23 protein-coding genes and 1 riboswitch are annotated in these 26,165 nt (G+C 62.5%); of the genes, 15 read left to right on the forward strand and 8 right to left on the reverse strand.

Translation table 11 applies throughout. The annotated features are described in order from the left end of the window. Positions 1 to 81 precede the first annotated feature (81 nt). Entirely contained in the window at positions 82 to 1,851 is a 1,770-nt protein-coding gene (locus ACSSV4_RS11310; protein WP_454275249.1) for a GMC oxidoreductase, read from the reverse strand. 235 nt (positions 1,852 to 2,086) lie between these two features. On the opposite strand from ACSSV4_RS11310, the gene ACSSV4_RS11315 reads away from it, so the two are divergent. After that, positions 2,087 to 3,130, forward strand: coding sequence for a DegT/DnrJ/EryC1/StrS family aminotransferase (locus ACSSV4_RS11315; RefSeq protein ID WP_454275250.1), 1,044 nt, complete (start codon positions 2,087 to 2,089; stop codon positions 3,128 to 3,130). A gap of 8 nt (positions 3,131 to 3,138) precedes the next feature. Here the strand turns inward: ACSSV4_RS11315 and ACSSV4_RS11320 are convergent, their stop codons facing one another. The 3 genes from ACSSV4_RS11320 to ACSSV4_RS11330 form a co-directional block, all read right to left on the reverse strand. Continuing rightward, positions 3,139 to 3,927 carry a sulfotransferase family 2 domain-containing protein gene (locus ACSSV4_RS11320; RefSeq protein WP_454275251.1) on the reverse strand — a complete coding sequence of 263 codons (789 nt, stop codon included), beginning with the start codon at positions 3,925 to 3,927 and terminating at the stop codon, positions 3,139 to 3,141. A gap of 104 nt (positions 3,928 to 4,031) precedes the next feature. Further along, positions 4,032 to 5,249 (reverse strand): lipopolysaccharide biosynthesis protein, encoded by a 1,218-nt coding sequence (locus ACSSV4_RS11325; RefSeq protein WP_454275252.1) that lies wholly within the window; start codon positions 5,247 to 5,249, stop codon positions 4,032 to 4,034. A 117-nt stretch (positions 5,250 to 5,366) separates the two neighbouring features. Continuing rightward, the gene (locus ACSSV4_RS11330) at positions 5,367 to 6,299 is read right to left on the reverse strand and encodes a glycosyltransferase family 2 protein (protein WP_454275253.1); all 933 of its coding nucleotides are present in this window, start codon (positions 6,297 to 6,299) and stop codon (positions 5,367 to 5,369) included. 266 nt (positions 6,300 to 6,565) lie between these two features. Between ACSSV4_RS11330 and ACSSV4_RS11335 the strand changes: the two genes are divergently transcribed. Together ACSSV4_RS11335 and ACSSV4_RS11340 are read left to right on the forward strand one after the other, a co-directional pair. Further along, positions 6,566 to 7,258 carry a phosphatase PAP2 family protein gene (locus ACSSV4_RS11335; RefSeq protein WP_454275254.1) on the forward strand — a complete coding sequence of 231 codons (693 nt, stop codon included), beginning with the start codon at positions 6,566 to 6,568 and terminating at the stop codon, positions 7,256 to 7,258. A 265-nt stretch (positions 7,259 to 7,523) separates the two neighbouring features. Beyond that, complete coding sequence (locus ACSSV4_RS11340; protein WP_454275255.1) at positions 7,524 to 8,753, forward strand: glycosyltransferase family 4 protein; 1,230 nt, start codon at positions 7,524 to 7,526, stop codon at positions 8,751 to 8,753. Positions 8,754 to 8,760: 7 nt separating this feature from the next. Here ACSSV4_RS11340 and ACSSV4_RS11345 read toward each other — a convergent pair whose 3' ends face one another. Next, the gene (locus ACSSV4_RS11345; RefSeq protein WP_454275256.1) at positions 8,761 to 9,657 is read right to left on the reverse strand and encodes a sulfotransferase domain-containing protein; all 897 of its coding nucleotides are present in this window, start codon (positions 9,655 to 9,657) and stop codon (positions 8,761 to 8,763) included. Continuing rightward, entirely contained in the window at positions 9,650 to 10,810 is a 1,161-nt protein-coding gene (locus tag ACSSV4_RS11350) for a glycosyltransferase family 4 protein (RefSeq protein WP_454275257.1), read from the reverse strand. Before ACSSV4_RS11350 ends, ACSSV4_RS11345 begins: the two co-directional genes overlap by 8 nt. A 144-nt stretch (positions 10,811 to 10,954) precedes the next feature. Between ACSSV4_RS11350 and ACSSV4_RS11355 the strand changes: the two genes are divergently transcribed. From ACSSV4_RS11355 to ACSSV4_RS11365, 3 genes are all read left to right on the forward strand, one after another. After that, positions 10,955 to 11,734, forward strand: coding sequence for a sugar transferase (locus ACSSV4_RS11355; protein WP_454275258.1), 780 nt, complete (start codon positions 10,955 to 10,957; stop codon positions 11,732 to 11,734). 149 nt (positions 11,735 to 11,883) lie between these two features. Next, entirely contained in the window at positions 11,884 to 13,995 is a 2,112-nt protein-coding gene (locus ACSSV4_RS11360) for a GumC family protein (protein ID WP_454275259.1), read from the forward strand. Further along, the gene (locus ACSSV4_RS11365) at positions 13,995 to 15,311 is read left to right on the forward strand and encodes an O-antigen ligase family protein (protein WP_454275260.1); all 1,317 of its coding nucleotides are present in this window, start codon (positions 13,995 to 13,997) and stop codon (positions 15,309 to 15,311) included. The genes ACSSV4_RS11360 and ACSSV4_RS11365 overlap by 1 nt, the downstream gene beginning before the upstream one ends. A 135-nt stretch (positions 15,312 to 15,446) precedes the next feature. On the opposite strand, the gene ACSSV4_RS11370 is transcribed toward ACSSV4_RS11365, so the two are convergent. After that, entirely contained in the window at positions 15,447 to 16,322 is an 876-nt protein-coding gene (locus ACSSV4_RS11370; protein WP_454275261.1) for a hypothetical protein, read from the reverse strand. 114 nt (positions 16,323 to 16,436) lie between these two features. Between ACSSV4_RS11370 and miaB the strand changes: the two genes are divergently transcribed. The 9 genes from miaB (at position 16,437) to trmB (ending at position 24,962) form a co-directional block, all read left to right on the forward strand. Next, positions 16,437 to 17,762 (forward strand): tRNA (N6-isopentenyl adenosine(37)-C2)-methylthiotransferase MiaB, encoded by a 1,326-nt coding sequence (gene miaB, locus ACSSV4_RS11375; RefSeq protein WP_454275262.1) that lies wholly within the window; start codon positions 16,437 to 16,439, stop codon positions 17,760 to 17,762. Positions 17,763 to 17,951: 189 nt separating this feature from the next. Further along, positions 17,952 to 18,527: an OmpA family protein gene (locus tag ACSSV4_RS11380; protein ID WP_454275263.1), complete on the forward strand. Its 576-nt coding sequence runs from the start codon at positions 17,952 to 17,954 to the stop codon at positions 18,525 to 18,527. Between the two features lie 11 nt (positions 18,528 to 18,538). Next, complete coding sequence (locus ACSSV4_RS11385) at positions 18,539 to 18,844, forward strand: hypothetical protein (RefSeq protein ID WP_454275264.1); 306 nt, start codon at positions 18,539 to 18,541, stop codon at positions 18,842 to 18,844. Positions 18,845 to 19,025: 181 nt separating this feature from the next. Further along, positions 19,026 to 20,000 carry a PhoH family protein gene (locus tag ACSSV4_RS11390; RefSeq protein WP_454275316.1) on the forward strand — a complete coding sequence of 325 codons (975 nt, stop codon included), beginning with the start codon at positions 19,026 to 19,028 and terminating at the stop codon, positions 19,998 to 20,000. A gap of 6 nt (positions 20,001 to 20,006) precedes the next feature. Next, a complete protein-coding gene (gene ybeY / locus ACSSV4_RS11395; protein ID WP_454275265.1) occupies positions 20,007 to 20,495 on the forward strand; it encodes an rRNA maturation RNase YbeY in 489 nt (162 codons plus the stop codon). A gap of 43 nt (positions 20,496 to 20,538) precedes the next feature. Next, complete coding sequence (locus ACSSV4_RS11400) at positions 20,539 to 21,426, forward strand: hemolysin family protein (protein ID WP_454275266.1); 888 nt, start codon at positions 20,539 to 20,541, stop codon at positions 21,424 to 21,426. After that, entirely contained in the window at positions 21,419 to 22,954 is a 1,536-nt protein-coding gene (lnt, locus tag ACSSV4_RS11405) for an apolipoprotein N-acyltransferase (RefSeq protein ID WP_454275267.1), read from the forward strand. Before ACSSV4_RS11400 ends, lnt begins: the two co-directional genes overlap by 8 nt. Positions 22,955 to 22,986: 32 nt before the next feature. Continuing rightward, positions 22,987 to 23,033: riboswitch (SAM-SAH riboswitch) on the forward strand. A gap of 5 nt (positions 23,034 to 23,038) precedes the next feature. Then, a complete protein-coding gene (metK, locus tag ACSSV4_RS11410) occupies positions 23,039 to 24,205 on the forward strand; it encodes a methionine adenosyltransferase (protein ID WP_454275268.1) in 1,167 nt (388 codons plus the stop codon). Between the two features lie 43 nt (positions 24,206 to 24,248). Continuing rightward, positions 24,249 to 24,962, forward strand: a complete 714-nt coding sequence (trmB, locus tag ACSSV4_RS11415) for a tRNA (guanine(46)-N(7))-methyltransferase TrmB (RefSeq protein WP_454275269.1) — start codon at positions 24,249 to 24,251, stop codon at positions 24,960 to 24,962. 4 nt (positions 24,963 to 24,966) lie between these two features. Here the strand turns inward: trmB and argE are convergent, their stop codons facing one another. Next, positions 24,967 to 26,133, reverse strand: a complete 1,167-nt coding sequence (argE, locus tag ACSSV4_RS11420; RefSeq protein WP_454275270.1) for an acetylornithine deacetylase — start codon at positions 26,131 to 26,133, stop codon at positions 24,967 to 24,969. Between the last annotated feature and the right edge of the window lie 32 nt (positions 26,134 to 26,165).

The raw sequence follows: 26,165 nt of genomic DNA on the forward strand, positions 1-26,165 counted from the left end.
CATCCGGCCTGTCGCTGTCGGCCCTCCCGCCGCGGTCAACCTCAAGGCGCGTGCATCTGGGCTGCTACCCGGCCAGCGCGTTCAGGGCGCGCCACCCGGATGCTTGCCAAACCGATGACGGAGGGTTTTGCCGAGGCGCAGGGTGAGCGCCAGCATCATAAGGGTCGGATTTGCATGCCCCGAGGTTGGCAGGACAGACCCGCCCGCGATGTAGAGCCCCTCGACACCATGCACGGCGCAGTGCTCGTCCACCACGCCGTCCCTGGGCGAGGCGGACATCCGTGTGGTTCCCATGGAATGGCCCAGATCAATGGCAATCGCGGCGCCGGAATCCTTCTCGGTGACCCAGGATTCGAGCCGTGGCGGTGTCAGACCGGCGCTCACGAAGGCGGCCGCGAATTCCTGGCCCATCTTCAACAGGTTCTGTCGCGCCATGTCGCCGGGTGTCCATGCGACCCGTGCCATCTGCAGGCCGAATGCGTCGCGGTTCGGGGACAGGGTCACACGGTTCTCGGGGTCCGGCGGTTGTTCGGTTGTCGCCTCGAAACGCAGTCCTGCCAGTTTGAACGGGACGCGCCCCGACTGATAATCCTGTGCGACGGTGTTGGGGAAAAGCCGCAGGGCCAAATCCACGGTGACGCGGCTGACGGTTGCCGGCAGGTAGCCGCGCTCCAGCGCGCGGGCCGCGACCCCACGTGCGAGACGGGCCGGGCTCTTGGCAACCGAATGCAGGTCTTCTAGGGGTTTGTCGCTCTGCCTGCGCAGCAGCCGCCGAAGTGCTGCGAATGGATCGTCCTTTGCGCGTTCCTCCGTCACGAAGATGGCACCGTTCAGGCAGCGCGCGTCTCGCTGGTATGTGTCCGACAGCGCCAAGCCATGCATATAGACGGATGTGTGCGCGCCCCGGCGAAAGCCGAACAGGCCGAACCATGCCGCCATGGGCGCAACCTGTTCGGGTGTTGCCCGGGCAATCGTGGCCGTTGGGTGATCCATAAGACAGCGGCCGACACGGTCATGGCTGTTGCCCAGCCCATTGGGATTGGCGTCGGTCGATAACAGCAGCAGGCGTGCATTCTCGATGGCACTGGCTGCGAGCACACAGGTGCGGGCGTTCACACGTATCCTTTTTCCCGAGAGCCCTTGCGCGTCGAGCCCGATGAACACCCGGCCGTCCGGGGTGCTGCGCAGCCGGGTCACGGTCGCTTCCGTCAGGACGCGCACGTCATCCGGCGGTTTCGCGAGGTAGTCGGCTCCGAAGCGCATGATATCGGTCGGATTGCGGCGTGACCGCGCAAACTGCCAGAAGGTCGACCGGAAGGCCGCACCGCCCAGAGGCGGCTGCGGGGGGCGTCGGCCCATCGTCTCCCACAGGGTCTCGTCGTAAACCGGGAGTCCGAGGTTCAGCAGATCCGACGCGCTCTTGATGTGAGGATCGAGGCTCTGTCTGGGAATGGGCCAGCCCGAGAGCGGCACCCATGGTCGTTCGGCGAAATCCATTGCGTCAAACGGCGCGGATTTGCCAGCCCATGCCTGCGTCGACCCGCCAAGCCCACGGCACCGCACGCCGTATGTCTGGCATTGGCCGTCCCAGAAGCGCGTGAGATTTCGGTGATATCTGTCACGCAGCGCGAACTCGGCAGGCTGCCAGGATCCCTCTGCGATTTCAACGGTGTTGAGCTTTGCATGGTCACAATCCTCGTCCTGCCCGCCGCTTTCGATGACCAGCAGCTTGAGCCCGGTTCCCGACAACGCGCGGGCCAGTGTCAGGCCGCAGGCCCCGCCGCCCACGATGACGATATCCGCCGATAGGGTCTCGTCCTCCGAAAGCGCGTCGATGCTGTGAACCGTCATGACGGGATCCTTCTGATCAAGTAGCGTGACCATAGCGCCGGGTCCCGCGCTTGACAGCCCCATAGTTCGTCGCATTTGGTGAGCGGGACGTACGTGATAGATCTACGGCGCCCGGAGCAACGGGCCGCTTTCAGGATAATGCATTCAGATGGTCAGACTTGGATTTCGGGAGTGGCTCGCCGTCGGGCGTGTGTTTGCCAATGGTCATCTGCTTCGGACGGAGGAAAGCTTGCACATGTGCCGTCGATTTGAGGCGGAACTGGCCAGCTTTACCGGTGCACGGCAAGCGATCGGTGTCAGCAGCGGAACAGCGGGTCTGATCTGCGCGCTGCAGGCCTGTGGCATCGGGCCGGGCGACGAGGTTCTGGTACCGGCCTATACCTGGATGGCCACGGCCGGAGCGGCCCTTCTGGTCGGTGCGGTTCCCGTGCTTGTCGAGATCGACGAGACGTTGACCATCGACCCGGTCGATCTGGAAGCCAAGCTGACACCGCGCAGCCGCGCCATCATCCCGGTGCATATGATAAACCTCCCGTGCGACATGGACGCCATCCTGCGTATTGCCCGCGACAATCGGCTGCGTGTGATCGAGGATGCCTCGCAGGCCGTCGGTGTGCGCTACAAGCAGGCGTTCTGCGGCACGATGGGCGATATGGGCGTATTCAGCTTCAACCAGCACAAGAACATGACCAGCGGAGAAGGCGGTGCCGTTCTGACAAGCGATCCGGACCTGTATGACCGGGCCCTGAACGCCCATGACATGGGGATTGGCTACCGGGCCCAGAAGGGCAATGGCAATCTGCCGATCTTTCTTGGCAACAATTACAGGATCAACGAGATACAAGGGGCGATCCTGCGGGTGCAACTGTCGAAACTACAGAGCCGTTTGCCGCGCATGCGGCGTAGAGCGGCCCTGCTGGAGACGATGCTGAGGGCTGCCGATATGCCCGTCGCCCCACATAATAGTCCCGACGAGGCGGTTGGCGTGGCTGTGACCTTCGCCAGCGAGAACGAGGCCATTGCCTATGCCGGGAAGCGTGGCGTTCGTCGCCTTTTCGACAGCTCGAAACACGTCTACACGGAGTGGGACGCAATCCTGGAGCGGCGCATGCATCACGCCGCGTTCGATCCCTGGGGCTGGGCCGGATTGCCGCCCGACCACAAGCGTGATGACTGCCCACGGACCCTGGATCTGCTGCGCCGGTCCTGCGCCGTGAGCCTGATGACATCCATCCCGACCCCGGCGGCCAAGATGCTGGCCCGTCGGCTGGTGGCCTGACCGAACGTTCAGTCGCTGCCGAAGAGCGCCTTCCAGACCGCAATGTCCGGTGCGCAGACCTGGTCAACAGCCGCGCGCTGTGTGGCGGTCAGATCCCGGCCCGATACCTTGGCCGCGCCGCGCCCGGTTCGGTTCTCGTGACCAATGCGGATGCGGATGCCCAGGACCTGCCTGAGACCCTCGGAGAAGCCGTCGAGATCCTCGAGGCGGCCCACCAGATCGAAGCGCTGCAGATTTGCCACCGCCGCCGAGATCGCCTGCGGCGTGCGGATATCCGCCTCGTTGGGCAGATCCGCAAACATCTCGACAAACTCGGCCCCCATGCGCCGCGCCCGTTCCGTGGTCAGGAACGTATCGAAGTCCTCTCGGAGCTGACCATGCTCGCCGGTGCCGCGGGTGCTCCAGTTGTAATGCGAGATGAAGCGTGACACCGGCTCGCGCAGCATCGTGACGAACTTGTAGCGATCGCCGAACTGTGCATGGGCCACACCCGAGAACGGGACGTGCAGCGAAATGCAGCGGACATCGTCGTAAAGCAGATAAAGCATCATCTGCTTGCGAAGATCGAGCACGTCGATCAGCATCTGTTCGGTGTCTGTCCGCCCGGTAAACGCCTTGAAGGCCCGAAAGCTGGGTTCCGGCTTGACGGTCGCCTGGCTGGTCAGGTAGCGCCTGCGAAGCGCCCGCGCCACCGACGTGCCCCCACATTTGGGGACGTGGTGAAAGATGAAGCGTTGCGGTGCGGTGCGGTCCAGAAATGCCTGATTGAGCTTTCTGATGCGATTTATGGTATCCAATTCGGCATCGACCTCTTCAGTCCGCAGGGCAGCGCCCGATAATGTTTGCACAGGTACGTGAGAGTCAACGGCTTGTCCATTGTGGCAGGCAATCGGGATGCCGCTTATCGTGCGGGCTGTCTGCCGAGGGGCTGAACGGCAACGGCAAGCGCGACGATATGCACGACAAGAGCGGCGCACATGCCCCAGGCGACACCTGTCAAGCCGGCTTGCGCGCCACCGATGAGGCAGGTTGCCACCATGGCCAGCGATGAGCCAAGCCGGATCAGCAGGTTCTGCTTGAACCGGCGGCCGGCAAGCAGGCACATCTGGAGCGCGAGACCCACCGATCTGAGCGCCGCCGCCAGCACACAGATCGCCAGCAACCCGCCCAGATCGGCATAGTCCGGCCCGAACACCGCCTGAACCAGCCAGTCACCGAACCAGAGACTGAGCGACACACCCATCACCGCGCCGACTGCCATCGTCCCGAGTATCCGGCGCAGAGCATGCCAAAGAGCCGCATGGTCCTGCTCTTCGATCAGCCGGTTGAACCGCGACGTCAGGGATTGCATGGCGGCCATGGCGACCGTCGATATCGCCTGCATCGCGTAGCCGACCACGGTGAATTGCCCCAGGGCGACGATATCCAGCAACCAGCCGATCGCGTAACGCGGCGTATTGCCCTGCAACGCGGAAAGCAGGCCATTCAGGGCAAGAAAGACCGAATTTCGGGCCAGGTCGAAAGCCCGGCGCGGATCGAATCCTTCCGGAGCCGCTTTGAGCTTCCAGAGCCTGCGCGCGGCGCGCAGGTCAACGAAGAGGGCAACGATGGTCCACACCGCGAATTGTCCAAGAAACGCGAATTCCACGGCAACGCCATTTTGCAGAAGCAGGACGAAGACCAGGGTTCCACCTATGCTGCGCAGCATCAGTGAGCCTGCGACGCGGTTCATCCGGTCAAAGCGCTGGAAAACGCCGTAAGAGAGGTTTGAGAGACTTTCCGCGAGTTTCGTTGCCCCGAGGATGATCAGAATGGTCTGCGCGGTTCCGGAAAACACCGTGCCGCCGATGATGAGCACGACCCCAAACCCGGCTGATGCCGACACCAGCAGCAGGTTACGGAAATCCTGGAAGCTGTAAGGCGACGCTGTGGAGGCCGCGACATTCACCCTCATGTTCAGGTCGAAAAAGAAGAACACCGGGATCACCACCGCCGAGGCGAGGCCGAAAATGCCGACCTCGGCGACCGTTGCAAACCGGCTCAGCGCCAGCAGCATCAAAAACTGGCTGATCACATAGACAAGCTGGCCCAGAATCCCCCACCCCAGAAGGGTGCGCATCCGTGTCGGCGGGTCAGCCCTGGGCATATCGGGACCTGAGGGGCTGGAGGGTGTCCCAGCACGGGCAAGTCGGTCTGTCCGAGGGGGGGTATGGACTCGCCCGGTATCCCGCGTGCATCAGGATCCCCCCCGCCTGAGAGACTGTCCGAGTTCGAGAATGCGATCCGGAGACGACCGCCCGCGCACCAGGTCAGACAGGGCCATCATGTTTCCCCGCATCCGGCCCGCCCGGTCGATCCACGGCTCGGGGCGCACCGATTTCACCAGATTTGCGACGATGTTCCGTGCCATGAGCTTGAGCGCGGGCGCGCGCCTGATCGTGCCTTTGCGAATGAGATAAACGGGGTTGGCGATTTGTGAATACCCCAGCAACACTCCGGCCGATCTTCCGGTTTTGGTTCCAAGATGGACACCGAGCAGGCTTTCATCTGAAACGATTCGCCCGTGGTGAGCCATGCGTCGGCAGAGATCCATATCCTCCAGCCAGGCATATAAAGGCAAGTTCTCGTCAAAGCGTTCGGGAAACCTTGCAAGGGTCGAGACACGGATCGCCATGTTGCATCCGTAGACCGAATAGGTGTCCGTGATCTGCGGGACATCGGGCGTTTCCGGTGCGTCGGCCAGCACGCGCACGCCTTCGTCATGCGTCAGGCCGGGACCGTGGATGCCGTCCGCGAGCACCCGGCCCGTCGACATCACCACATCCCGGTGCCGGCCAAACAGACGGCGAAGGGCCGAGATATGACCGTCGGCAATCAGGAAATCATCATCCAGAAAGAGGATCACCGCGCTTGCGCGGTCTGCATCAAGCACCTTGTTTCTTTGAGCGCTCGAGCCCTTGGGCCCATGCAGAACCTCAAGCGGAAATGGCAGGGAGGGCAGGCTTTCGAGGTCGATGTCATCGCGGTCCGCAATGCTGACCATCACCCGGTCGGGGCGGTCGTTCAGCCCCGCAAGATAGGCGATCGTATGGCCTACGATCTCGGGACGGCCGGTCGTGGCTATCGCCACCGTGACACTGCCGCCTGCGGTATCGCCATTCTCCGGCATGCATCGTCTCCGTTCGCGGTTCCCATAAACCCGAGCCGATCATCAGCGGCCCGCAGGGCGACCGAGGTTGCAGGATCGACATAGCCGGCTCCGGATCTTGAATGATCCGAACCGCAGTGTGACCGCTTCTCGGGATTTGGCCAATAGCAGCTTGCCAAACACGCGCAATAGGGCCTAGCGAAGAGATCACAAAAAGGACGGAGGCCGGACATGGATATGCCCAAACCGCCCCTTAGACCTGTTAACCTTTCGAGCGAGGACGCCCCATGGACATGACTCTGGCTGCGGATATGAACCAGATTGTCGGCAAATTTCCTGCCTTCGATCTGTTCCTGGATTTCGTGCAGGGGTCGTATCTGGTGAAGGGCCTCTTTGCGGCCTTCGTTCTGGTGATCATCCTGAACACGCGCGGGGAGGACGAGGCCGACCGGCTCACCAAGGTCTGTGCCACGCTTGTGGTCGTCTTCGTCGCGATCTTTCTTGGGCGCATATTGCAGATGGTGTTGCCGTTCTCGCCCAGACCCCTGCACGCCGAAGGGCTTGACCTCGCGCTGGCGCGGGGGCTCAGGCCCGACGTGCTGAGCAACGACAGCAGCTTTCCGAGCGATCATGCCCTGATGTACTTTGCCCTGGCATGCAGCGTGCTCTGGTATCACCGCGTCGCGGGGGCCGTGCTATTGATGCATGCGGCGGTGGTGATCAGCTTGCCACGGCTTGTGCTGGGGTTTCACTGGATGTCCGATATCGTGGCAGGCGCCATGCTCGGGGGGTTGATTGCCGTGCTGCTGCACCGACCGGTCGCGCAGTGGCTGTCGCGCAGTCAGCTTTTGGATTTCCGCGACCGGCACCCCGGTCTTTTCCATGCCGCGCTTTTTGCGCTTTTGTGCGAGACCGCGACGATGTATCAGGGAAGCCGCCAAATTCTGAGCAGCCTGGCGGATCTCGCAGGCCTCATCTGAGCGTGTACCGGCCAGAGCGAAGAAGGATGCGCTTCGATGAGCGGTGCGACGTCGACTGTGCAAGGGGCTTGAATACCGCAATGATGATATCCTCTCCGGCGCCTGTCATAGGGGCAGAGCATTTATGTCCACCAAATCACTCATTGGTGTCGAAGACGGCGATTGCAGAGGCTTCGGATCGCGTGCCCTGTCCATGCGAGGATCTTCGGCCTGGACGACGGCAGGCCAAGCCCGGCACCAGATATCCCCGAAAGGACATTTCCCAATGACCACATCTCGGAGTGACCGGCGCGTTCGTACCGTCCTGATCGTCGGGGATTTCGCGGAGATCAACGGCGGCCAGGCGAAAGTGGCGATCGACTCTGCCCGGCTGTTGGCGAATGCCGGGCTCGACGTGGTTTTCTTCGCCGGGTCGGGTGTGCCGGACGCCACGCTCAACCATCCGCGGATCAGGACCGTTTGTCTTGGCCAGCATACGCTGACCAGCAATCCCAGCCGTTTCGACGCCATGGCGACCGGTCTTTGGAACCGCGCGGCACTGCTGGCCCTGCGCCGCGAGATTGCGGCCCTCGATCCCGCGTCCAGCGTGGTGCATTGTCATGGCTGGGCCAAGGTGCTGTCGCCGTCTGTCGGTCGCGCGCTCGCCGCAAGCCCGGTCCCGGTGATCTATACGATGCACGAGTATTTCCTTGCCTGTCCCAATGGCGGCTTCTTCGACTATCAGACAAGGGAAATCTGCACCCGCCGCCCGTTGTCGCTGGGCTGCATCTGTACCAATTGCGATGTCCGCCATGTCTCGCACAAGGCGTGGCGGGTGGCGCGTTCCGCGATTGCACGAAGCATCGGGCATATGCCGCGCGGGCTCCGGCACGTGGCCTATATCTCACAAACGCAGTTGCGGGCGATGGATGCCTATCTGCCTGCGACCGCGCGGCGTCATGCCCTGCCAAACCCCATCGAGATCGGCGGAGAGCCGGTCGATACGCGGCGGAACGAGGCCTATGTCTTCGTTGGCCGCCTCTCGCCCGAAAAGGGGGGGCTGCTCTTTGCCAAGGCCGCGAAGATTGCCGACGTGAAGGCGGTCTTCGTTGGTGACGGCCCGGAGGCGGATGCGATCCGCGGTGCCAACCCGGATGCGACCATCACCGGCTGGGTCAGCCCGGATGGCGTGCAGGCATATTTGTCCTCCGCGCGCGCGCTCGTCTTTCCCAGTCTGTGGTATGAAGGGCAGCCGCTGGTGCCGATCGAGGCGTTGGTCCGCGGCGTCCCGGTGGTCTGCGGATCATGGAGCGCGGCAGCAGAGGTCGTGGATCACGGCGTGAACGGGGTGGTCTACGGCGCGCCGGATGTGCCCTCCCTCGCCGCCAGCCTGACCCGGGTGGCGACAATCCCGGCCTTCGACGCGCGCGCGCTTGCCGATGAGATATCGCCAAGACGGCATCTGGAGCGGCTTCTGGACATCTATGAAGAGATGCTGTCGCAAGAGACCGCATGACGCGGCATCACGCCCATCTCGAGAGGTCGAGATCGAATTCCTCGGACAGCGCCTTGTTGTCTGCGGAAAAATCCGCCCGCAATCTTGCCAGCGTCTCCTCCTGCCCGCCCCGTTCGGGTGCGCGGGTGTTCACCCGGCGGTAAAGGCTGCGGGCCAGGCTATAGATCGCCCCCTTGGGCAGGGCGTCCCGCAGGGCGATGTTGAGCCGCTGAAGGCTGCGGTTTCTGGGCACGTAACTCTGGTTTTCGACCCGGAAGTCGTAGGTCTCGTAGAAGGCCGGGTCCAACCCTGTCCATGATGCCAAGTCCATCATGAATGCCCGCGCATCCTGTTTCAGTGCATCGAAGGTGCAGACCTTCATGCGGTCGGGACCGAGCCGCGCACGCCATTTTCGCAACCAATGGACATAGGCTGCATTCTGCAAGGCATCGCGGGCCAGTTCATTTCCGGAAAAGTCATGGGTGCGCTGTCTGAGCGCATGCAGATAGTCCTGAAAACTCATCTTGTCCGGGATCGCGGCCCAGTTGTTCTGGAAATAGGTATAGGTCGAATAGACCTGCGCCGCAGGTTCCCGCAGGATGAACAGACAGCGCGGGCGGGTCGGCAGATCGGGAATACGCTCCAGTGCCGTCAGGCTGTAAATGTAGCTGGGCGTCCCGTCGAGGATCAATGAGACCCCCTCGGGGACAGGGGCAAACGCCGTGGAGTAGAGCTCGAGCCCGCAGGACACGTTGAAATCGGGGCGGAAGACATGGCTGCCCGGGTCGGCGAAGAAACATGGCTCCTTGGGCGTCGAGCCAAGGGCCTGCGGGTGATCCGCCACCCATTGGAACACCGAAGACGTTCCTGATTTCGGTGCCCCGGCAATGAAGAGCGACGGCAAGGTCAACCCGCGCTCAGCCATGCGTGTGGCCCTGGGTGAGGTCACGGACGTGGCCTGCCATATCCTCGGTGAAGCGGGCAATGGTGAATTTCTGGTCAAAATAAACATTCAGCGCCCGAGGCCGCATCCGGGCAAGCCCGGTGAGAGTCAGCCCGGCCAGCAGATCTTCGAGCGACTCGCCGTCAATATCAAAGCGGGCGCCGCATTCATTGCGCGCCAGAAAATCCCCCATGCCACAGCCCGTCGATGCGAAAACGGGCGTCCCGTTGCGCAGGGCTTCCAGAACCACCAGAGGCATGCCTGCCTCCCACCGGGAGGGCACGATCAGGGCATCCGCCGACCGATAAAGACTGTCGATCTCATCGGGTCCGGCCCAGCCGTGACTGGTCACGCCATCGCCCAGATGCGGGGTGTCCACGTCCCGCACCGCGCCGCCGACAAGATGCAGGTGCAGATGTCGGTTCAACGCGCGGGCGCGGGCGAATGCCGGCAGCAGAATATCGAGCCCCTTCTGGCGATCGAACCGGCCGACGAAGAGCAGATGCACGTCATCGTCCGCCTGTCGCGCGAACAGATCGCTCCGCGCGTCAGGGTCTGGCGCGCGCACGGCCTGAACGACGACGACATGCCTGCCGCGATAGCCGAAGCGCTTCGCGGTGGCGGCCTCGTGCTCTGAAACATTCACCACGAGATCGGCAAGACCGCAGAACGTTCCTTCGATTGCCCGATACACACGGCCCTTCCAGCCATCGGGGTCGATGGTGGCAATCGCCCAGCAATGCGCGCAATAGATCGCCGGTGTCTTGTCCCGAAGGAGACGCAGCACCAGAAGCGGAACAAGCGCGAAGGTGCTGTTGAAAAAGTAGATGTCGGGTTTGAACTGGTTTCGCTGCGTCAGAAATGCGCGCAGCAGTCTGATCAGGCTGGCAATGTCGCGCCGTTTGCGCCGGTAGGTCACCATGTCGGCATCGGACGAGAGAATGTGTTTGTCGCTTTCGGGAAGCAGGACGCGGGTTGCGATTCCGTGCGCGCAGAGAGCCAGAAGATTCTCCTGATACCGGCCAACGCCGCCATTCGCCGTCTCACACAGACTGAGCATGCGCAGCGGCTGCGATGCCTGGATTTCTGTCGGCGCCGATTCGGTCAATTTGCCCTCACCAGGGCGGCCACTCATCATTCAATGCCCCATTCTGGTGAAATAATTGGCATTACAAACAGGACAATCAACCGGCAAGACCATTACTGTTTCTGCTGCGGCCGCAAATATTGCAACCGTACGTTGAAAATAGACGTTAAATCAAAACCTTAATTGACTGCAATGGCGAAATCACGACTAGATTGTGACGAAATTGTGACCGGCTTTTATCGGGTTCAATTATCGAAATTTTCAGAGTTGGGGGACTCGCTGATGCAACATAGAGGCAAGCAAGATTTTGTTGGCGCGGTACTGGCCGAGGGCTCTTATTCCACGTCACCAAGAACGACCGAATTCTATCGGGACTATCTCAAGAGAGGCTTCGATTTCGTCTTTTCTTTGATCACCTTAGCCCTGATCTCGCCGGTTCTGCTGGTGATCGGCGTGGTCGCATCGCTTGATGGCGCAGCGCCCATCTTTGCGCATGAACGGATCGGTCTTAACGGGCGTCGGTTCAAGTGCCTCAAATTCCGGACCATGCGCCCGGACGCGGACCGCGTGCTGGAGGCGTTGCTCAACAGTGACCCCTGTGCCGCAGCAGAATGGAAAATGAACCATAAGCTTGCAAACGATCCCCGGATCACCTTTTTGGGGAAATGGCTGCGTCGGACAAGCTTGGACGAACTGCCGCAATTGGTTAATGTGTTGCGGGGGGATATGAGCCTTGTCGGGCCACGCCCCGTCACGTTGGAAGAAACCGGAAAGTACAAGGCGCATTTGCCGAAATATCTGGCGCTTCGCCCGGGCCTGACCGGTATGTGGCAAGTCTACGGGCGCGGCATTGTCGAGTACGAGGAACGGGTTGAGATGGACGCAACTTATTTCAAGAAGGTAAATTTCACCGGAGATCTCCGGCTGTTGCTCCTGACCTTCAACGTGGTTTTGCAACGTAGGGGACAATGACGCATTACCCTGACAAAACGAGCGTCGGCGTACAGGCTGGTGGAGGGGCGATGGACCCCACGTCTCTGTCCGAGGTATTTCGGCAGTCGCTGACCTTTTTGCGCCGGTATATCTGGCTGATCCTTCTGTTCAGTTTTCTTTTTGCGTGTTTGACCCTGGTCGTTACCCAGAAGATGGAGCGGCTCTACAAGAGTTCGGCCCAGCTGATGATAGATCCGGTGCCGTCGAGCCCGATCGAGGTGGAAACCTCGAGCTTCCCTTCGGCAACGCTGGAATATGTGGATGCCCAGACCCTGCTGATCATGGCCGATGACACGCTTCTGCAGGTCGTCGAGAGGGGGCAATTGACGGAGATTCCCTATTTCCACAAGGAACCTCCCAATGTCGTCTGGCGCGCCATCTCGCGTGCCAAGGACGCGATCCTTGGACCCAAACCGGACACGGGCGGCCTGCCGGAGGGTGGCCCCTCGCGCCAAGCACTGGCCGCCAAGAGCATCCTGTCGGACGTGCTCAGCGTGGAGCGTGAAGGCGACACCAATGTGATCACGATCAGTGTCCGGGCGAATTCACCGGCGCTGGCGCAGAGAGTGACAACGCTTGTCGCGGACACCTATGTCGAGCTTCGCCTCGCAAAACGCAGGCAGGACGCCAAGGAGTTCAGCGACTGGATCACGGCCCGCGCCGAAGAGCTCCGCCAGCAGGTAAGCACGGCGGAAAAAGAGGTGACCGATTACCGCGTGGAACACGACCTTTTCAGCGACGAAGAGGGCGTATCGCTGAATGACCAGCAACTGACCGAAGTGAATACCGCGCTGATCGAGGCCCGCGCGGACCTTGCGCAGAAAACCGCTGCACTGGCACGGGCCCGCGCCGTGGCCGACGGCGACGGCGACGTGCTCAGCCTGCCCGAAGTCCAGGGTTCGGAGTTGATCTACGAGTTGCGCAATCAGATGCTTCTGCTTGAATTGCGCGAGCGGGATCTCAGCGCCAGTTCGAACCAGTCCAATCCGAGGCTGTTTCAGGTCCGCCAGCAATACGAGGCGATGAAACGCCAGCTGGACGGCGAAGTCGGACGCATCATCGGGATGCTGGCGAACGAAGTCGAGACGCTTGAAAGCCGGACAACGCTGCTGTCCGAGGCGTTGTCGGAAGCGGGGGGCGAATCGAAGCTCGAAACAACGATCAGCGTCGAGCTGCGCCAGCTGGAACGCGTCGCCGAGGCCTATCGCCAGCATTATCAGCGCTATCTGGACAATGCCGGTCTGGCGGCGGAACTGAAATCCTTCACCACCAGCGGCACACAGATCGTCACCTCTGCCACGGTGCCGCTGGACCACTATTATCCGACGGTCACCGTCTTTGCCATCCTGAGCATGATGTTCGGGGGCGCCACTGCCATCCTGATCGGACTGTGCCGCGACGCGCTGGATACGACCTTCCGCTCGGCCCAGCAGGTGGAAGCGATGCTCGGGTCAAAGGTGCGCGCCCAGATCCCGCGCCTCAGAAACGGAGGCAGAATCCCCGATATCATCGAAGAAGAGCCGCTTTCTCCGTTCAGTGAAACGATCTCCGTGCTGCGGTACATGATGCTCTCTTCGAGTTCCGACGAGAACGGCGCGCCGGTGTTTCTGGTGCTGTCCAGCGGGGCGGGTGAAGGCAAGACCTCGATCGCCTCGGCTCTGGCGAAATCGGCGAGCCTTGCCTCGCAGAACGTCCTGCTCATTGACGCGGATCTCAGGCGTGCGGGGTTGACCGAGAAGTTTGGCTTCGAGAATGAGATCGGCTTTGCCGATATTCTGCAGGGTGCCACCTGGCAACCGATGGACATCATGGGCGAAGGGACACTGGATATCCTGCCGGCCGGGGTCTTGTCGGACATGCCCGTGAATGCCCTTGAATCGCATCACCTTCCCAAGATGCTGAACCTTGCGCGGGATTGCTACGATCTGATCATCATCGACGGCCCGCCTGTCGCGCATCTTGCGGATTGCACCATCTTGTCGAAATACTGTGATCAGATGCTTTTTGTCGTGCGCTGGGGCCACACCCTGCGCGACGAGGCCGTCAGGGCCTTCCAGCGTCTGTCGCGGTCGAAGATTTCGGGAATCGTGATGAATGCCTGTCCGGCGACCAAGGAGATCGGGCTTGGGGCGACCTACAAGGTCTACACCCGGGCGAGTCAGAATCGGGGCAAGCTGGTGAGCCTGCGCAGCCACAAGCTGTCGCAGCAGAAGCAGGCACGCGCGGGAGAGCGTGGGTGATGACACTGTCTCATCTGCCCCCTGCGGTCAGATGGTTGCTGCCCTTCACGGTGATGCTGGCGATTGCCTCGATGCCGCTCACCTGGATCAATCTGACCACGGTTGGCGGTTTCAATCTCCAGTTGCCTTATGTCATGGCAATCCTGCTCGGGGCCTCGCTCTGCCTGTTTCCCGGTCAATTGGCCCTTGGGCTGCAGCATCTGCCAACGCTCATCGCCCCCTGGCTGATTGCCTATGTCTTCTACCTCGTGGTGCTGCATGTCGGTCTGGCCGGCGGTTCCTCCAACGGCATGGTCCTTCGACAGGTTTTCTTTCTGATCTGCGGGTGCACCTTTGCCCTTGGCTTGGTGGCCAGCGGAGCCAATGCCAAGGCCATCCGATACGGCGGGTTGCTCGCCATCATCGGCTTTCTCGCTGTTGTCGAGGTGCTGGCGCGCCAGTTGGGCCTGAGCTGGGTGATGGTGATCGAAAGGTTCCTTGCGACCGGAGATCTGGAATTCATCTTCTATCAGTTCCTGAAACAGTTGTTCCAGCTTGTCGCGGCCAACGGCTCCGAGGCGCAGGCCTCTGAAAAGAACATGGCGGCCGTGGCCATTCTGACCGGCCTGATCCTGTTCAGGGCAGGGCATGTGAAGGCCGCTCCAGACCGGTTCGGGCAGATCGTTACGGTGCTGGTGCTGGGCGTTCTGCTTCTACTCAACACACGCTCTGTTCTGCTCATGGTCGTGCTGGGCCTGGCCCTGGCCGGATGGATCGGCATGATGCGCAGAGGCGTCCACAGCACCGGCGAGTTCATCTTCAAAAGCGCGGCCTATATCGGGATCATCATCGTCAGCGTCCTGATCCTCTCGACGGACTCTGCCTCGATCGCACAGATGACAGACCGCTTCAGCTTTTCAGACGATTCCTCGGGCAACAGGTTTCGGCAATATGCCTGGGCGCTCGAGCGGATCGAAGCGAACCCGCTCTGGGGGTCGGGGTTGGCGGAATATAATGGTCAGCCGGTGCACAACCTGTTCCTCAGCGCGTGGATGTATGCCGGTATCTTTGCCTTTCTTCTGGTCATCTTTGTCTATGTCTTCATCCTCGGCACCGCCTTCGTGTTTGTCATCCGCGTTGCGACACAGCCCGCCTACTGGGCCCTGCCGATCCGACCGGAGTGGATTGCGGTTCTTCCAATCGTTCCGATCTTCAGAGTCTGGATCGCCGGCGACTCTGGCCACCCCTCCTTCGTTGAATGGTCGACGATTTGCCTGTTCTTCAGCTTTCTGCTGGCAAATCGCCTGCAGCGCCGGGCCGCCCAAAGCGCCGCGTGACGCCATCAATCCGCCGCCCGACGCGTGACAAGGCAGGGCCTGAACTGATGGCTTTCGGCGCGGTTGTCCAACGTCAGGCGACCGTGTTGCGCGCACGCGCCTGCTTGAGCCATCCTAAGGACATCCGGCTGCGGGTCAGAACCACTGACCCGGCTCGATCAGCCCCAAATCCAGCAATTGCCGCGAGTGCCATTCGAAGGGGACCGAGTTGTGCCAGTGGAACCCGTCGATATCGAAGGTCGAGCCGGGATTGCGCTTGAGCGCCTTGGCGGTGCGGAATGACACGATGGCCGCTGTGAGATTGTTGTGCCACGGGCAGGCATAGGTGTTGTATTCTTCATCCGAGAACGTGTGGTTCTCGCGCAGGCGCAAGCCCTCCTTGGCGCGAAACAGCGCGATGCGGTCGATCTTGCGCCGGGCGACGGGGATATGTTCCTCGTAGCGCCAGCGCAGGCCGCCGAAGAAATCGAGCTGCCGTTCGCGGGGGTGGTTGTGGTTGGCGGGATCATTGCGGGCCAGCGCATAATAGCCCGATTTGTCCATCTGCGCCTCTTCCAGCGAGACGGCGATCGGGTGCCGCGCGAGATCGCCGGCATAGAGGTCGATCACATAGGTCAGCATCGCGTCGCGCCGTTCTTCGGTGTGAAAGGCGAGCAACTCGCCCACCGTGCGCGTCTCGCAGAACGGGTAGAAGAGGTATTCGGCATTGTAGCAGTAATACATCCACACCCCCGGAGCGGCCTTGATCATGGCATCGACCGCCCCGGTCAGGGTGTCGCCCGACGTCAGGTCATAGGCGATGCGATGAACGAGCGGGTCATCGGCCACGTCCTGCGCCAGAGAGAATGCATCGGGGGCAAAGAAGAGCACCGACTTGAAGCCCGAGTCGATATGGTGGCGCAGGGTGGAATCAAGCTCGACCTCGTCCTCGGCGAAGACCATCGCGACCGGCCCCTTGGCGAGGGCGGTGCCGGGGGCCGCGAGAAATTCGGTCAGGGTCGGGGCGGTCATGGGCTGCTCTGTCCTCTTGTTGGCGGCAGGTTCCGTCAAACGCGCGGGCATTGCAAGTGCCCCCTGTGGTGATGTAGTCACCCGGCTTGAACCCCTCAGGCGGAGGCCCGGCGCATGGCCGATGTGAAAAAGCTCTATATCAAGACCTATGGCTGTCAGATGAACGTCTATGACAGCGAGCGCATGGCCGAGGCCATGGGCGGGGCGGGCTATGTCACCACCGAGGATGCGGCCGAGGCCGACATGATCCTGCTCAACACCTGCCATATCCGCGAGAAGGCCGCCGAGAAGGTCTATTCGGAACTGGGGCGGTTTCGCGCGCTGAAAGAGGAAAAGCCCGATCTCAAGATCGGCGTGGCGGGCTGCGTGGCGCAGGCCGAGGGGCAGGAAATCATGCGTCGTCAGCCGCTGGTCGATCTGGTGGTCGGCCCGCAAAGCTATCACCGCCTGCCGCAGATGGAGGCGCGGGTGCGCGAGGGCGGCAAGGCGCTCGACACCGATTTCCCGCTGGAGGACAAATTCGACACGCTGCGACATCGCCCCAAGGCAAAACGCGGTCCCACCGCGTTCCTGACCGTGCAGGAGGGCTGTGACAAGTTCTGCGCCTTTTGCGTGGTGCCCTATACCCGTGGTGCCGAGGTGAGCCGCCCGGCGGCGCGGGTGCTGGAAGAGGCGCGTGATCTGGTGGAGCGCGGGGTGCGCGAGATCACCTTGCTGGGGCAGAACGTCAATGCCTATCACGGGGCCGGAGAGGGCGGCGACTGGAGCCTCGCGCGGCTGATCTGGGCGCTCAATGACATCGACGGGCTGGAGCGTATCCGCTTTACCACGAGCCACCCCAATGACATGGATGACGACCTGATCGCGGCACATGGCGAATGCGCAAAGCTGATGCCCTATCTGCATCTGCCGGTGCAGTCGGGCAGTGACCGCATCCTCAAGCGGATGAACCGCAGCCACACCGCCGAAAGCTATCTGCGGCTGGTCGAGCGTATCCGCGCGGCGCGGCCCGATATCCTGATGTCGGGGGATTTCATCGTCGGCTTTCCCGAAGAGACCGAAGCGGATTTCCAGGCCACGATGGACCTGATCGAGGCGGTGAACTACGGCTATGCGTTCTCGTTCAAGTATTCCACCCGGCCCGGCACCCCGGCGGCGGAACGCGCGCAGGTGGCCGAGGATGTCAAATCCGAGCGGCTGCACCGGGTGCAGGCGCTGATCACCCGGCAGCAGCGCGCCGCACAGGACGCGATGGTCGGGCGGACCGTCGGCGTGCTTTTTGAAAAGCCCGGGCGGATGGCCGGACAGATGGTCGGCAAGTCGGATTATCTGCATGCTGTTCATGTGGCGGATGACCGTGTGAAACCGGGCAATCTGGCGCAGGTCGAGATCGTGGAAAGCGCGGCCAACTCGCTGGCGGGGCGGGTGGTTTCGGTCTGAAACACATGGCCCGGCGGGGAATGCGGCGAAAATGCGGCAGTGAATTGGGATTGTTTCCGATTTGTCCACAATATGTGGTAGAAACTGCTTCACTTTGACGACATTCTTGTTAAACTTTTAGTGCATTTGGAGTTGGCGCGGGCCTCCGTGGTGGATGCGCCTTCTGGGGGAAATAAAAGGATAGTAGCCGTGGTTAAATTGACGTCGGAAACGCTGCGCAGTCTGGTGAGGGGGGCCGCTGTCACGGCGCTTTCACTGGCGCTGGCGGCTGGAACAGCGACCGCTCAGGACGATCGTATCGTGAGTGGCGAAAGATACATTCCCACCATCTGGGTTGATCCCGATGGCTGTGAGCATTGGGTGATGGATGACGGGGCGGAGGGCTATATGAGCCCGCATGTCAGCCGTCAGGGCATTCCGGTCTGCCGTGAGGCGAACCTGTGCGGCGTGGTCAACACGGATCAGCATTTCGCCACCGACAGCGCCCGCATCCATGCCTCGGCACGCGACCGGCTGGCGCAATTCTTCCGCAACACCGGGGCGGTGTCCTATACCATCGTGGGCCATACCGACAGCCGCGCCTCTGACGCCTATAACATGGACCTGTCGCTGAGACGCGCCAATGCCGTCGCCTCGGTCGCCGCAAGCACGGGCGCGCGGATCGCCGATGTGCGGGGTTATGGCGAACGGATGCCGAAGGCGTCGAACAACACCGCCGAGGGCATGGCACAGAACCGCCGTGTCGAAATCCTGTGCTGGCGCTGAGGAATATTGTCATGAACACCATTAAGATTTTGCTCGCCTTTCCCGTCGTCGGCCTGTTGGCCGCCTGTGATGTCGGTCCGGACAAGACCGAAGACCGCAACCTCTTCGATCAGGATCATCTCAGCACGATGCGGGCTGGCATCTGGGTCGATCCCAACGGTTGCGATCACTGGATCATCGACGACGGCGTCGAAGGCTATCTTTCGCAGCGGCTCGACAAGTTCGGCAAGCCCGTGTGCTCTGGCTCGGCCCCGCCCACGGTGGCGACCGGCGACTTCAAACAGGGCTCGACCAGCATCACGGGGGATCCGATCTGAGTCGGCCCATTTCAGGGCAGAACGCGATGCGGGCCGGGAGCGGCCCGCATTTTTTTGTGACCTGCCGGTGACAATCCGCCTGTGACGCTTGCACCGCGCGCCGCATGTTGGCACTCTGAGTTCAGATCTTTTGCAGTGGGAGACATGTTTGGTCCATAGCGCACCGCCCCCCGCCCCGGATATGGCCGCAGGCCACGAAACCCTTGTTGAATTCCCTGATAACCGTCTTCTGATCGAGCTCTGCGGTGAATATGACCGCAACCTCGCCGATATCGAAAAATCCCTTGGCATTCAGATCCTGCGCCGGGGCAATCAGCTTGTCGTGGTGGGTGAGCACGAGGCGCGCGATGCGGCGGCCGACGTGCTTGGCGCGCTATATGAGCGGCTGGAAAACGGCAAGAGCGTGGAGCGCGGCGACGTGGACCGCGAATTGCGCATGGGGAGCGGCGAGGACGAGCCCGGCGGTCTTGCCGGGGATCAACTGGAGATGTTCAAGGGCGGTGCGGTCGAGATCAAGACCCGCAAGAAGCTGGTGGAGCCGCGCACCGACGCGCAGAAAGCCTATGTGCGCTCGCTCTTCGCGCATGAGTTGGCGTTTGGCATCGGGCCTGCGGGCACCGGCAAGACCTATCTGGCGGTGGCGGTCGGCGTGAACATGTTCATCGAGGGGCATGTCGACCGGATCATCCTGAGCCGTCCGGCGGTCGAGGCCGGCGAAAAGCTGGGCTATCTGCCGGGCGACATGAAGGACAAGGTCGATCCCTACATGCAGCCGCTCTATGATGCGCTCAATGATTTCCTGCCCGGCAAGCAGGTGCAGAAACTGATCGAGGAAAAGCGGATCGAGATCGCGCCGCTCGCGTTCATGCGGGGGCGGACGCTGGCCAATGCCTTTGTCGTGCTCGATGAGGCGCAGAACGCCACCTCGATGCAGATGAAGATGTTTCTCACCCGTCTGGGCGAGGGCAGCCGCATGGTCATCACCGGCGACCGCACGCAGATCGACCTACCGCGCGGCGTACCCTCGGGGCTGGCGGATGCGGAGCGGCTCTTGAAGACCATTCCGCAGATCAGCTTCAACTATTTCACCGCCCGGGACGTGGTGCGTCACCCGCTGGTGGCCGCGATCATCGAAGCCTATGAGGCCGAAGGCTAGGCGCATATGCTGACCGAGGTGATGATCGAGGACGAGCGCTGGCAGGCGGCCGGGCTGGAGGCGCTGGCGGAGCGCGCGGCCACGGCCACGCTGCTGCACCTGGGGCTGGCACCCGGGGACTGGGAGATCAGCATCCTGGGCTGTGACGATGCGCGGATCGCCGTCCTGAACGGCGATTTCCGGGCCAAGCCGCAGCCCACCAACGTGCTGAGTTGGCCGAGCGAGGAGCGCGGCACCGACATCCCCGGCACGCGGCCCGACCTGCCCGAGGCCGGGCCTGATCCGGAACTGGGCGATATCGCGATTGCCTATGACACCTGCGCGTGCGAGGCCGAGGCAGGCGGCAAACCGCTGAGTGATCATGTGACACACCTGATCGTGCATGCGGTGTTGCATTTGTTGGGTTACGATCACATCCGTGACCAAGATGCCACTTTGATGGAGGCGACAGAGGTGGCCATACTTGGCAAACTGGGGGTTCGTGACCCATATTAGACATCGAGGGGCCACGCCCCCTTTCATTTGGACAAAGAGACGGATGGACGACAGTACGGACGGGTCTTCTAGCGCAGCGCAGAGCGCGCAGCCGGAAGGCCATAGCGAGAGTGAAGAGACAGGCGGGTTCTTCCGCCGTGTCATTGGGATATTCAACCCGGGTGAGGACACCGACGACGAGGCAAGGGACGCCGCCGAGCGCGCCAATGGCGCGCCCGGTATCGGGAACCTGCGCCACATGGCGGTCGAGGACGTGGCCATCCCCAAGGCCGAGATCGTCTCGGTCCCCGCCGATATCGACAAGGACGATCTGGTGCATGTCTTCCGCGACAGCGGCATGACACGCCTGCCGGTCTACGAGGGTACGCTCGACACACCCATCGGCATGATCCATCTCAAGGATTTTGCCCTGAAGCACGGGTTCAACGGCAATGGCACCGAATTTTCGCTCAAGAAGATGCTGCGCCCGCTTTTGTTCGTGCCACCCTCGATGCCGATCGGGGTGCTGTTGCAGAAGATGCAGGCCGAGCGGCGGCACATGGCGCTGGTGATCGACGAATATGGCGGGGTGGACGGCCTTGTCACCATCGAGGATCTGATCGAACAGGTGGTGGGCGAGATCGAGGACGAGCACGATATCGACGAGGGCCAGTACTGGACCCAGGAAAAGCCGGGCTGCTACGTCGCGCTTGCCAAGACCCCGCTGGAGGAGTTCGAGGCCGAAATCGGTCAGTCGCTCACCGATGTGGATGAGGTGGACGAGGAAGAGATCGACACGATCGGCGGGCTGGTCTTCATGCTGTTGGGCCGGGTGCCGGTGCGCGGCGAGGTGATCGAGCACCCCGCGGGCCCGGTGATCGAGGTGATGGAGGCCGATCCGCGCCGGATCAAGCGGGTGCGCGTGCGGCTGGTCGAGGCGGCGCATGGCTGATCAGGGGCGCGCGGCCGATATGGTCGCGCAGATCCCCTTGATGCCGTGCGGGCGGCGCGTTGCGCTGTTGTTTCTGATCGGGGCGCTGGCGGCGCTGGGGCAGGCCCCGGTCGGGGCGTGGCCGGTGACGCTGCTGGCGCTGGCCGTGGTGTACGGTCTGTTTCGGAAGACTGAGGGATGGCGGCAGGCGGCCTGGCTGGGCTGGCTGATCGGAACCGGCTATTTCCTGATGGCGCTCAACTGGATCGTCGAGCCGTTCCTTGTGGACGTGGCGCGGCATGGCTGGATGGCACCCTTTGCGCTGTTGGGCTTGGGTGCCGGGCTGGCACTATTCTGGGCGCTGGGCCTGGGCGTCGGGCGGGCGATGGGCGGCGGTTTGCCCGGGTTCATTGGCGGCATGGGCCTTGCGGAACTGGCGCGGGGGTTTCTTTTCACCGGGTTTCCCTGGGCGCAGCCGGGGCATGTGCTCATTGACACGCCGCTCTTGCACTGGGCGGCATGGCTGGGCGCGCCGGGGCTGCTGGCACTGGTGCTGGCGGCCTCGGCGCTGATCTGGCAGGCGGGGACGGCGCGGCATGTGCCGTCGATGCTGGCGCTGCTGGCGTTGGTGGTCCTCTGGCCGCTGGGAGCATGGCGCACGCCCGAGGCGGGCGCGGGGGCCGAGGCCGCCACCGTGCGCCTTGTGCAACCCAATGCGCCGCAGCACGAGAAATGGGACCCCGACAAAATCCAAGGGTTTTACGACCGGCAGTTGCAGTTCACGGCGGCAGGCGACGGCCCGCGCCCCGACCTGATCGTCTGGCCGGAGACGGCGGTGCCGGTGCTGCTCAACCGCGCCGGGCCGACGCTGGAGACGATCTCGCGGGCGGCAGGCGGGGTGCCGGTGGTGCTGGGCATTCAACGCTTTGACGGGCCGCGCATTTACAATTCGCTGGCCTATGTCGAGGCTGGTGGCACGGTCGCGGCGGTCTATGACAAGCATCACCTTGTGCCCTTCGGCGAGTACATGCCGTTTGGCGATCTGCTGGCGCAATGGGGAATTCACGGACTCGCCTCGAATGCCGGGCAGGGCTATTCCGCCGGTCCCGGCGCGCAGGTGATCGACCTCGGGGGATTGGGGCGGGCGCTGCCGCTGATTTGCTACGAGGGCGTTTTCTCGCGCGATCTGCGCGCGGCACCCGAGCGCGCGGATTTCCTGCTGCTCATTACCAATGACGCCTGGTTCGGCAAGATTTCCGGCCCCTACCAGCATCTGGCGCAGGCGAGGCTGCGCAGCGCCGAGATGGGGCTGCCGATGATCCGGGTCGCCAATACCGGCGTCTCGGCGATGATTGACGCGACCGGGCGCATCACCGCCCGCATTCCGATGGGCGAGGCGGGCTGGCGCGATGCGCCCCTGCCACCGCCCTTGCCACCGACGCTGTATTCAAGGCTGGGCGATACGCCGATGATCTTGCTGTTCGTTTTCCTTCTGGGGCTGTCACGGCTGCGACACAGGGCGCGGCAAACCGGTGCAGTTCTGCATTGACGCCAGCCGGAGGGGGGCGTAACGACACTGCACAACCGTCACAACGGCTTCCTGGCGTGGCGTGTCACATAATGGAGCACTTTCATGGCAAGACAGAATTACCTCTTCACCTCCGAATCCGTTTCGGAGGGGCATCCGGACAAGGTCTGTGACCGGATTTCAGACTCGATCCTCGATGCGTTTCTCGCAGAGGAAGAAAACGCGCGTGTCGCCTGCGAGACCTTTGCCACCACCAACTGCGTGGTTGTCGGCGGTGAGGTAGGGCTGTCGGACAAGTCGCGGCTTGCGGATTTCATGGGGCGGATCGACGGGATCGTGCGCGAGTGCGTCCGTGACATCGGTTACGAGCAGGACGAATTTCACTGGAATACCTTGCAGTTGCACAACATGCTTCATCCGCAGTCGGCGCATATCGCGCAAGGCGTGGACCGTGATGGCGCGGGCGATCAGGGCATCATGTTCGGGTTTGCCGTGGATGAGACCGACGCGCTCATGCCGGCACCGCTGCTGTTTTCGCACGCGATCCTGAAGCGGCTGGCAGAGGTGCGCAAATCCGGGGCCGAGCCGACGCTTGGGCCCGATGCCAAGTCGCAGCTGACCCTGCGCTACGAGGATGGCAAGCCGGTCGAGGTGACGCAGCTTGTTCTGTCGACGCAGCATACCGACGAGGCGCAGACCAGCGATGACATTCGCGCCATCGTCGAGCCCTATATCCGGGAGGTGCTGCCGAAAGAGTGGCTTACGAGCCATACCGAATGGCATGTGAACCCCACGGGCACCTTCGTGATCGGTGGCCCTGACGGCGATGCCGGTCTGACCGGACGCAAGATCATCGTCGATACCTATGGCGGGGCGGCCCCGCATGGCGGCGGCGCGTTCTCGGGCAAGGACCCGACCAAGGTGGACCGGTCGGCGGCCTATGCGGCGCGCTATCTGGCCAAGAACGTGGTGGCCGCAGGGCTGGCCAAGAAATGCACCCTGCAACTGAGCTATGCGATCGGCGTGGCGCGGCCCCTGTCGATCTATGTCGACACGCATGGCACGGGCGAGGTGCATGAAACCGCGATCGAAAAAGCGGTGGCAGAGAACATGGATTTGACCCCGCGCGGTATTCGCGAGCATTTGGGGCTGACCCGTCCGATCTATGCGCGCACCGCCGCCTATGGCCATTTCGGCCGCGCACCCGAGGCCGATGGCGGGTTCAGCTGGGAGCGCACCGATCTGGTCGAGGCGCTGAAAAAATCTGTTTGATCAAGGGGCTGGCGCGTGAACCTCACGCGCCAGTTTAAGTCGCATGAGCCAAGACAAGCACCCGACCGGCGCGCCGTGGCGCAATTTTCACGGCCGGTTCAAAGGCAAGGCCCTGCGCCCCAAGCAAGAGGAATATCTGGCCGAGGATCTGGGCAAGCTGTCGCCCGGACCGGTCGATTGGGACGTAAATCCCGCACGAAAACCGATTGATCTGAAAGCGCTTTTCGGGGATCGGGAGGTCTGGCTGGAAATCGGGTTCGGCGGGGGTGAGCATATGGTGCATCAGGCCGCCCGAAACCCGGATGTGGGGATCATCGGCTGTGAGCCCTATATCAACGGCGTGGCGATGCTGTTGGGCAAGATCCGCGAGGCAGATGCGCAGAATGTTGCGGTTTATCCGGGGGATGTCCGCAACATGTTTGACGTGCTGCCGGAGGGCTCCATTTCGCGGGCGTTTCTGCTTTACCCTGACCCATGGCCCAAGAAACGCCATCACAAGCGGCGCTTTGTGACCGGACAGCATTTAAGCCCGCTCTCCAGGTGCCTGAAACCCGGTGCTATTTTCCGGGTGGCGACGGATATTCCGGATTACGTGCGCCAGTCCTTGGAAGAGGTGCCGCGCCACGGGTTCGAGTGGCTGGCGGAGCGGCCCGCAGACTGGCGGGAGCCGTGGGACGACTGGATTTCGACGCGCTACGAGCAAAAGGCCCTGCGCGAGGGCCGGGTGCCGCATTACCTGACCTTCCGGCGGGTCTGAGGCGTCAGGCAGCGAGCTTGTCGCCCAAGCGTCCGAGCATGTCGAGGCATTGCTGCAACTGGTCGAGGGCGACGTATTCGTCGGGCTTGTGCGCCTGCTCGATGGAGCCGGGCCCGCAGACCACCGCCGACATGCCGTATTGCTGGAAGATCCCCGCTTCGGTGCCGAAGGGCACAAGCTCGGCTCCGTTTCGGCCGGTGAGTTCCATCATGATGTCCTTGGCCTCGTTGATCTCGGTCGGCTCCAACCCGTCGACCTCGCCGATCACCTCGGTGGTGATGCTGGCCTCGGGATGAATGCCGCGCATGCGCGGCAGCAGCACCTCTTCGCAATAGCGGCGCATGTCCTCCTTGACGAAGTCCGCATCGGCCAGGCTGACCGGGCGCATTTCCCATTCGAGGGTGGCGTTCGAGGCGATCACGTTATGCGCCACGCCGCCCTTGAGCGAGCCGGTGTTGATCGTGGTCCAGGGCGGCTCGAAGCGGCTGTCGGGTGGGGCGCGAAAGCGCAGCGACTCTTTCAACTCCAGCAGGCGGTTGACGTAGCGCACCGCGTATTCGACCGCGTTGACCCCGCGTGCGGGATGCGAGCCATGCCCGGCCAGCCCGCTGAAATGGGTGGTGTATTCATAGCAGCCCTTGTGGCCCTCGATGATGCGCATCAGGGTCGGCTCGCCGATGATCGCGACGCCGGGGCGGATGCCGCGTTTTTTCAGGCTGTCGACCAGCGCCTGCGCGCCGAAGCAGCCGACCTCTTCGTCATAGGTGAAGGCGAAATGAACGGGGCGGTCGCGGACCTTTTCGGCAAAGATCGGAGCCATAGAACAGGCGGCGGCGATAAAGCCCTTCATGTCACAGGTGCCGCGCCCGTAGAGATGACCGTCATGTTCGATCAGTTCGAACGGATCACTGGCCCAGTCCTGTTCGGCCACCGGCACCACGTCGGAATGGCCAGAGAGCACGATGCCGCCATCCACGTCGTCAGGGCCGATGGTGGCGAAGAGATTGGCCTTGTGGCCGATCTCGTCATGAAAGATGTCGACCCGCGCGCCGTGCGATTCAAGCCGGTGGGCGAGATAGGCGATCATGTCGAGGTTGCTGACCTCGGAGATCGTCGGAAAAGCGATGAGATCGCGCAGCAGGGCTACGGTATCGGAGAGTTGCGTGCTCACGTCGAAGTCCTTGGCCGGTTGGCAATTCTGAA

This window comes from Roseovarius sp. MBR-154 (assembly GCF_053628595.1).

Excerpts from the sequence above, each read along its gene's own strand:
- ACSSV4_RS11310 (WP_454275249.1), bottom strand. The coding sequence starts at position 1,851 with ATGACGGTTCACAGCATCGACGCGCTTTCGGAGGACGAGACCCTATCG.
- ACSSV4_RS11315 (WP_454275250.1), top strand. The coding sequence starts at position 2,087 with ATGTGCCGTCGATTTGAGGCGGAACTGGCCAGCTTTACCGGTGCACGG.
- ACSSV4_RS11325 (WP_454275252.1), bottom strand. The coding sequence starts at position 5,249 with ATGCGCACCCTTCTGGGGTGGGGGATTCTGGGCCAGCTTGTCTATGTG.
- ACSSV4_RS11330 (WP_454275253.1), bottom strand. The coding sequence starts at position 6,299 with ATGCCGGAGAATGGCGATACCGCAGGCGGCAGTGTCACGGTGGCGATA.
- ACSSV4_RS11335 (WP_454275254.1), top strand. The coding sequence starts at position 6,566 with ATGGACATGACTCTGGCTGCGGATATGAACCAGATTGTCGGCAAATTT.
- ACSSV4_RS11340 (WP_454275255.1), top strand. The coding sequence starts at position 7,524 with ATGACCACATCTCGGAGTGACCGGCGCGTTCGTACCGTCCTGATCGTC.
- ACSSV4_RS11345 (WP_454275256.1), bottom strand. The coding sequence starts at position 9,657 with ATGGCTGAGCGCGGGTTGACCTTGCCGTCGCTCTTCATTGCCGGGGCA.
- ACSSV4_RS11350 (WP_454275257.1), bottom strand. The coding sequence starts at position 10,810 with ATGAGTGGCCGCCCTGGTGAGGGCAAATTGACCGAATCGGCGCCGACA.
- ACSSV4_RS11355 (WP_454275258.1), top strand. The coding sequence starts at position 10,955 with ATGGCGAAATCACGACTAGATTGTGACGAAATTGTGACCGGCTTTTAT.
- ACSSV4_RS11365 (WP_454275260.1), top strand. The coding sequence starts at position 13,995 with ATGACACTGTCTCATCTGCCCCCTGCGGTCAGATGGTTGCTGCCCTTC.
- ACSSV4_RS11370 (WP_454275261.1), bottom strand. The coding sequence starts at position 16,322 with ATGACCGCCCCGACCCTGACCGAATTTCTCGCGGCCCCCGGCACCGCC.
- miaB (WP_454275262.1), top strand. The coding sequence starts at position 16,437 with ATGGCCGATGTGAAAAAGCTCTATATCAAGACCTATGGCTGTCAGATG.
- ACSSV4_RS11385 (WP_454275264.1), top strand. The coding sequence starts at position 18,539 with ATGAACACCATTAAGATTTTGCTCGCCTTTCCCGTCGTCGGCCTGTTG.
- ACSSV4_RS11390 (WP_454275316.1), top strand. The coding sequence starts at position 19,026 with ATGGCCGCAGGCCACGAAACCCTTGTTGAATTCCCTGATAACCGTCTT.
- ybeY (WP_454275265.1), top strand. The coding sequence starts at position 20,007 with ATGCTGACCGAGGTGATGATCGAGGACGAGCGCTGGCAGGCGGCCGGG.
- ACSSV4_RS11400 (WP_454275266.1), top strand. The coding sequence starts at position 20,539 with ATGGACGACAGTACGGACGGGTCTTCTAGCGCAGCGCAGAGCGCGCAG.
- lnt (WP_454275267.1), top strand. The coding sequence starts at position 21,419 with ATGGCTGATCAGGGGCGCGCGGCCGATATGGTCGCGCAGATCCCCTTG.
- metK (WP_454275268.1), top strand. The coding sequence starts at position 23,039 with ATGGCAAGACAGAATTACCTCTTCACCTCCGAATCCGTTTCGGAGGGG.
- trmB (WP_454275269.1), top strand. The coding sequence starts at position 24,249 with ATGAGCCAAGACAAGCACCCGACCGGCGCGCCGTGGCGCAATTTTCAC.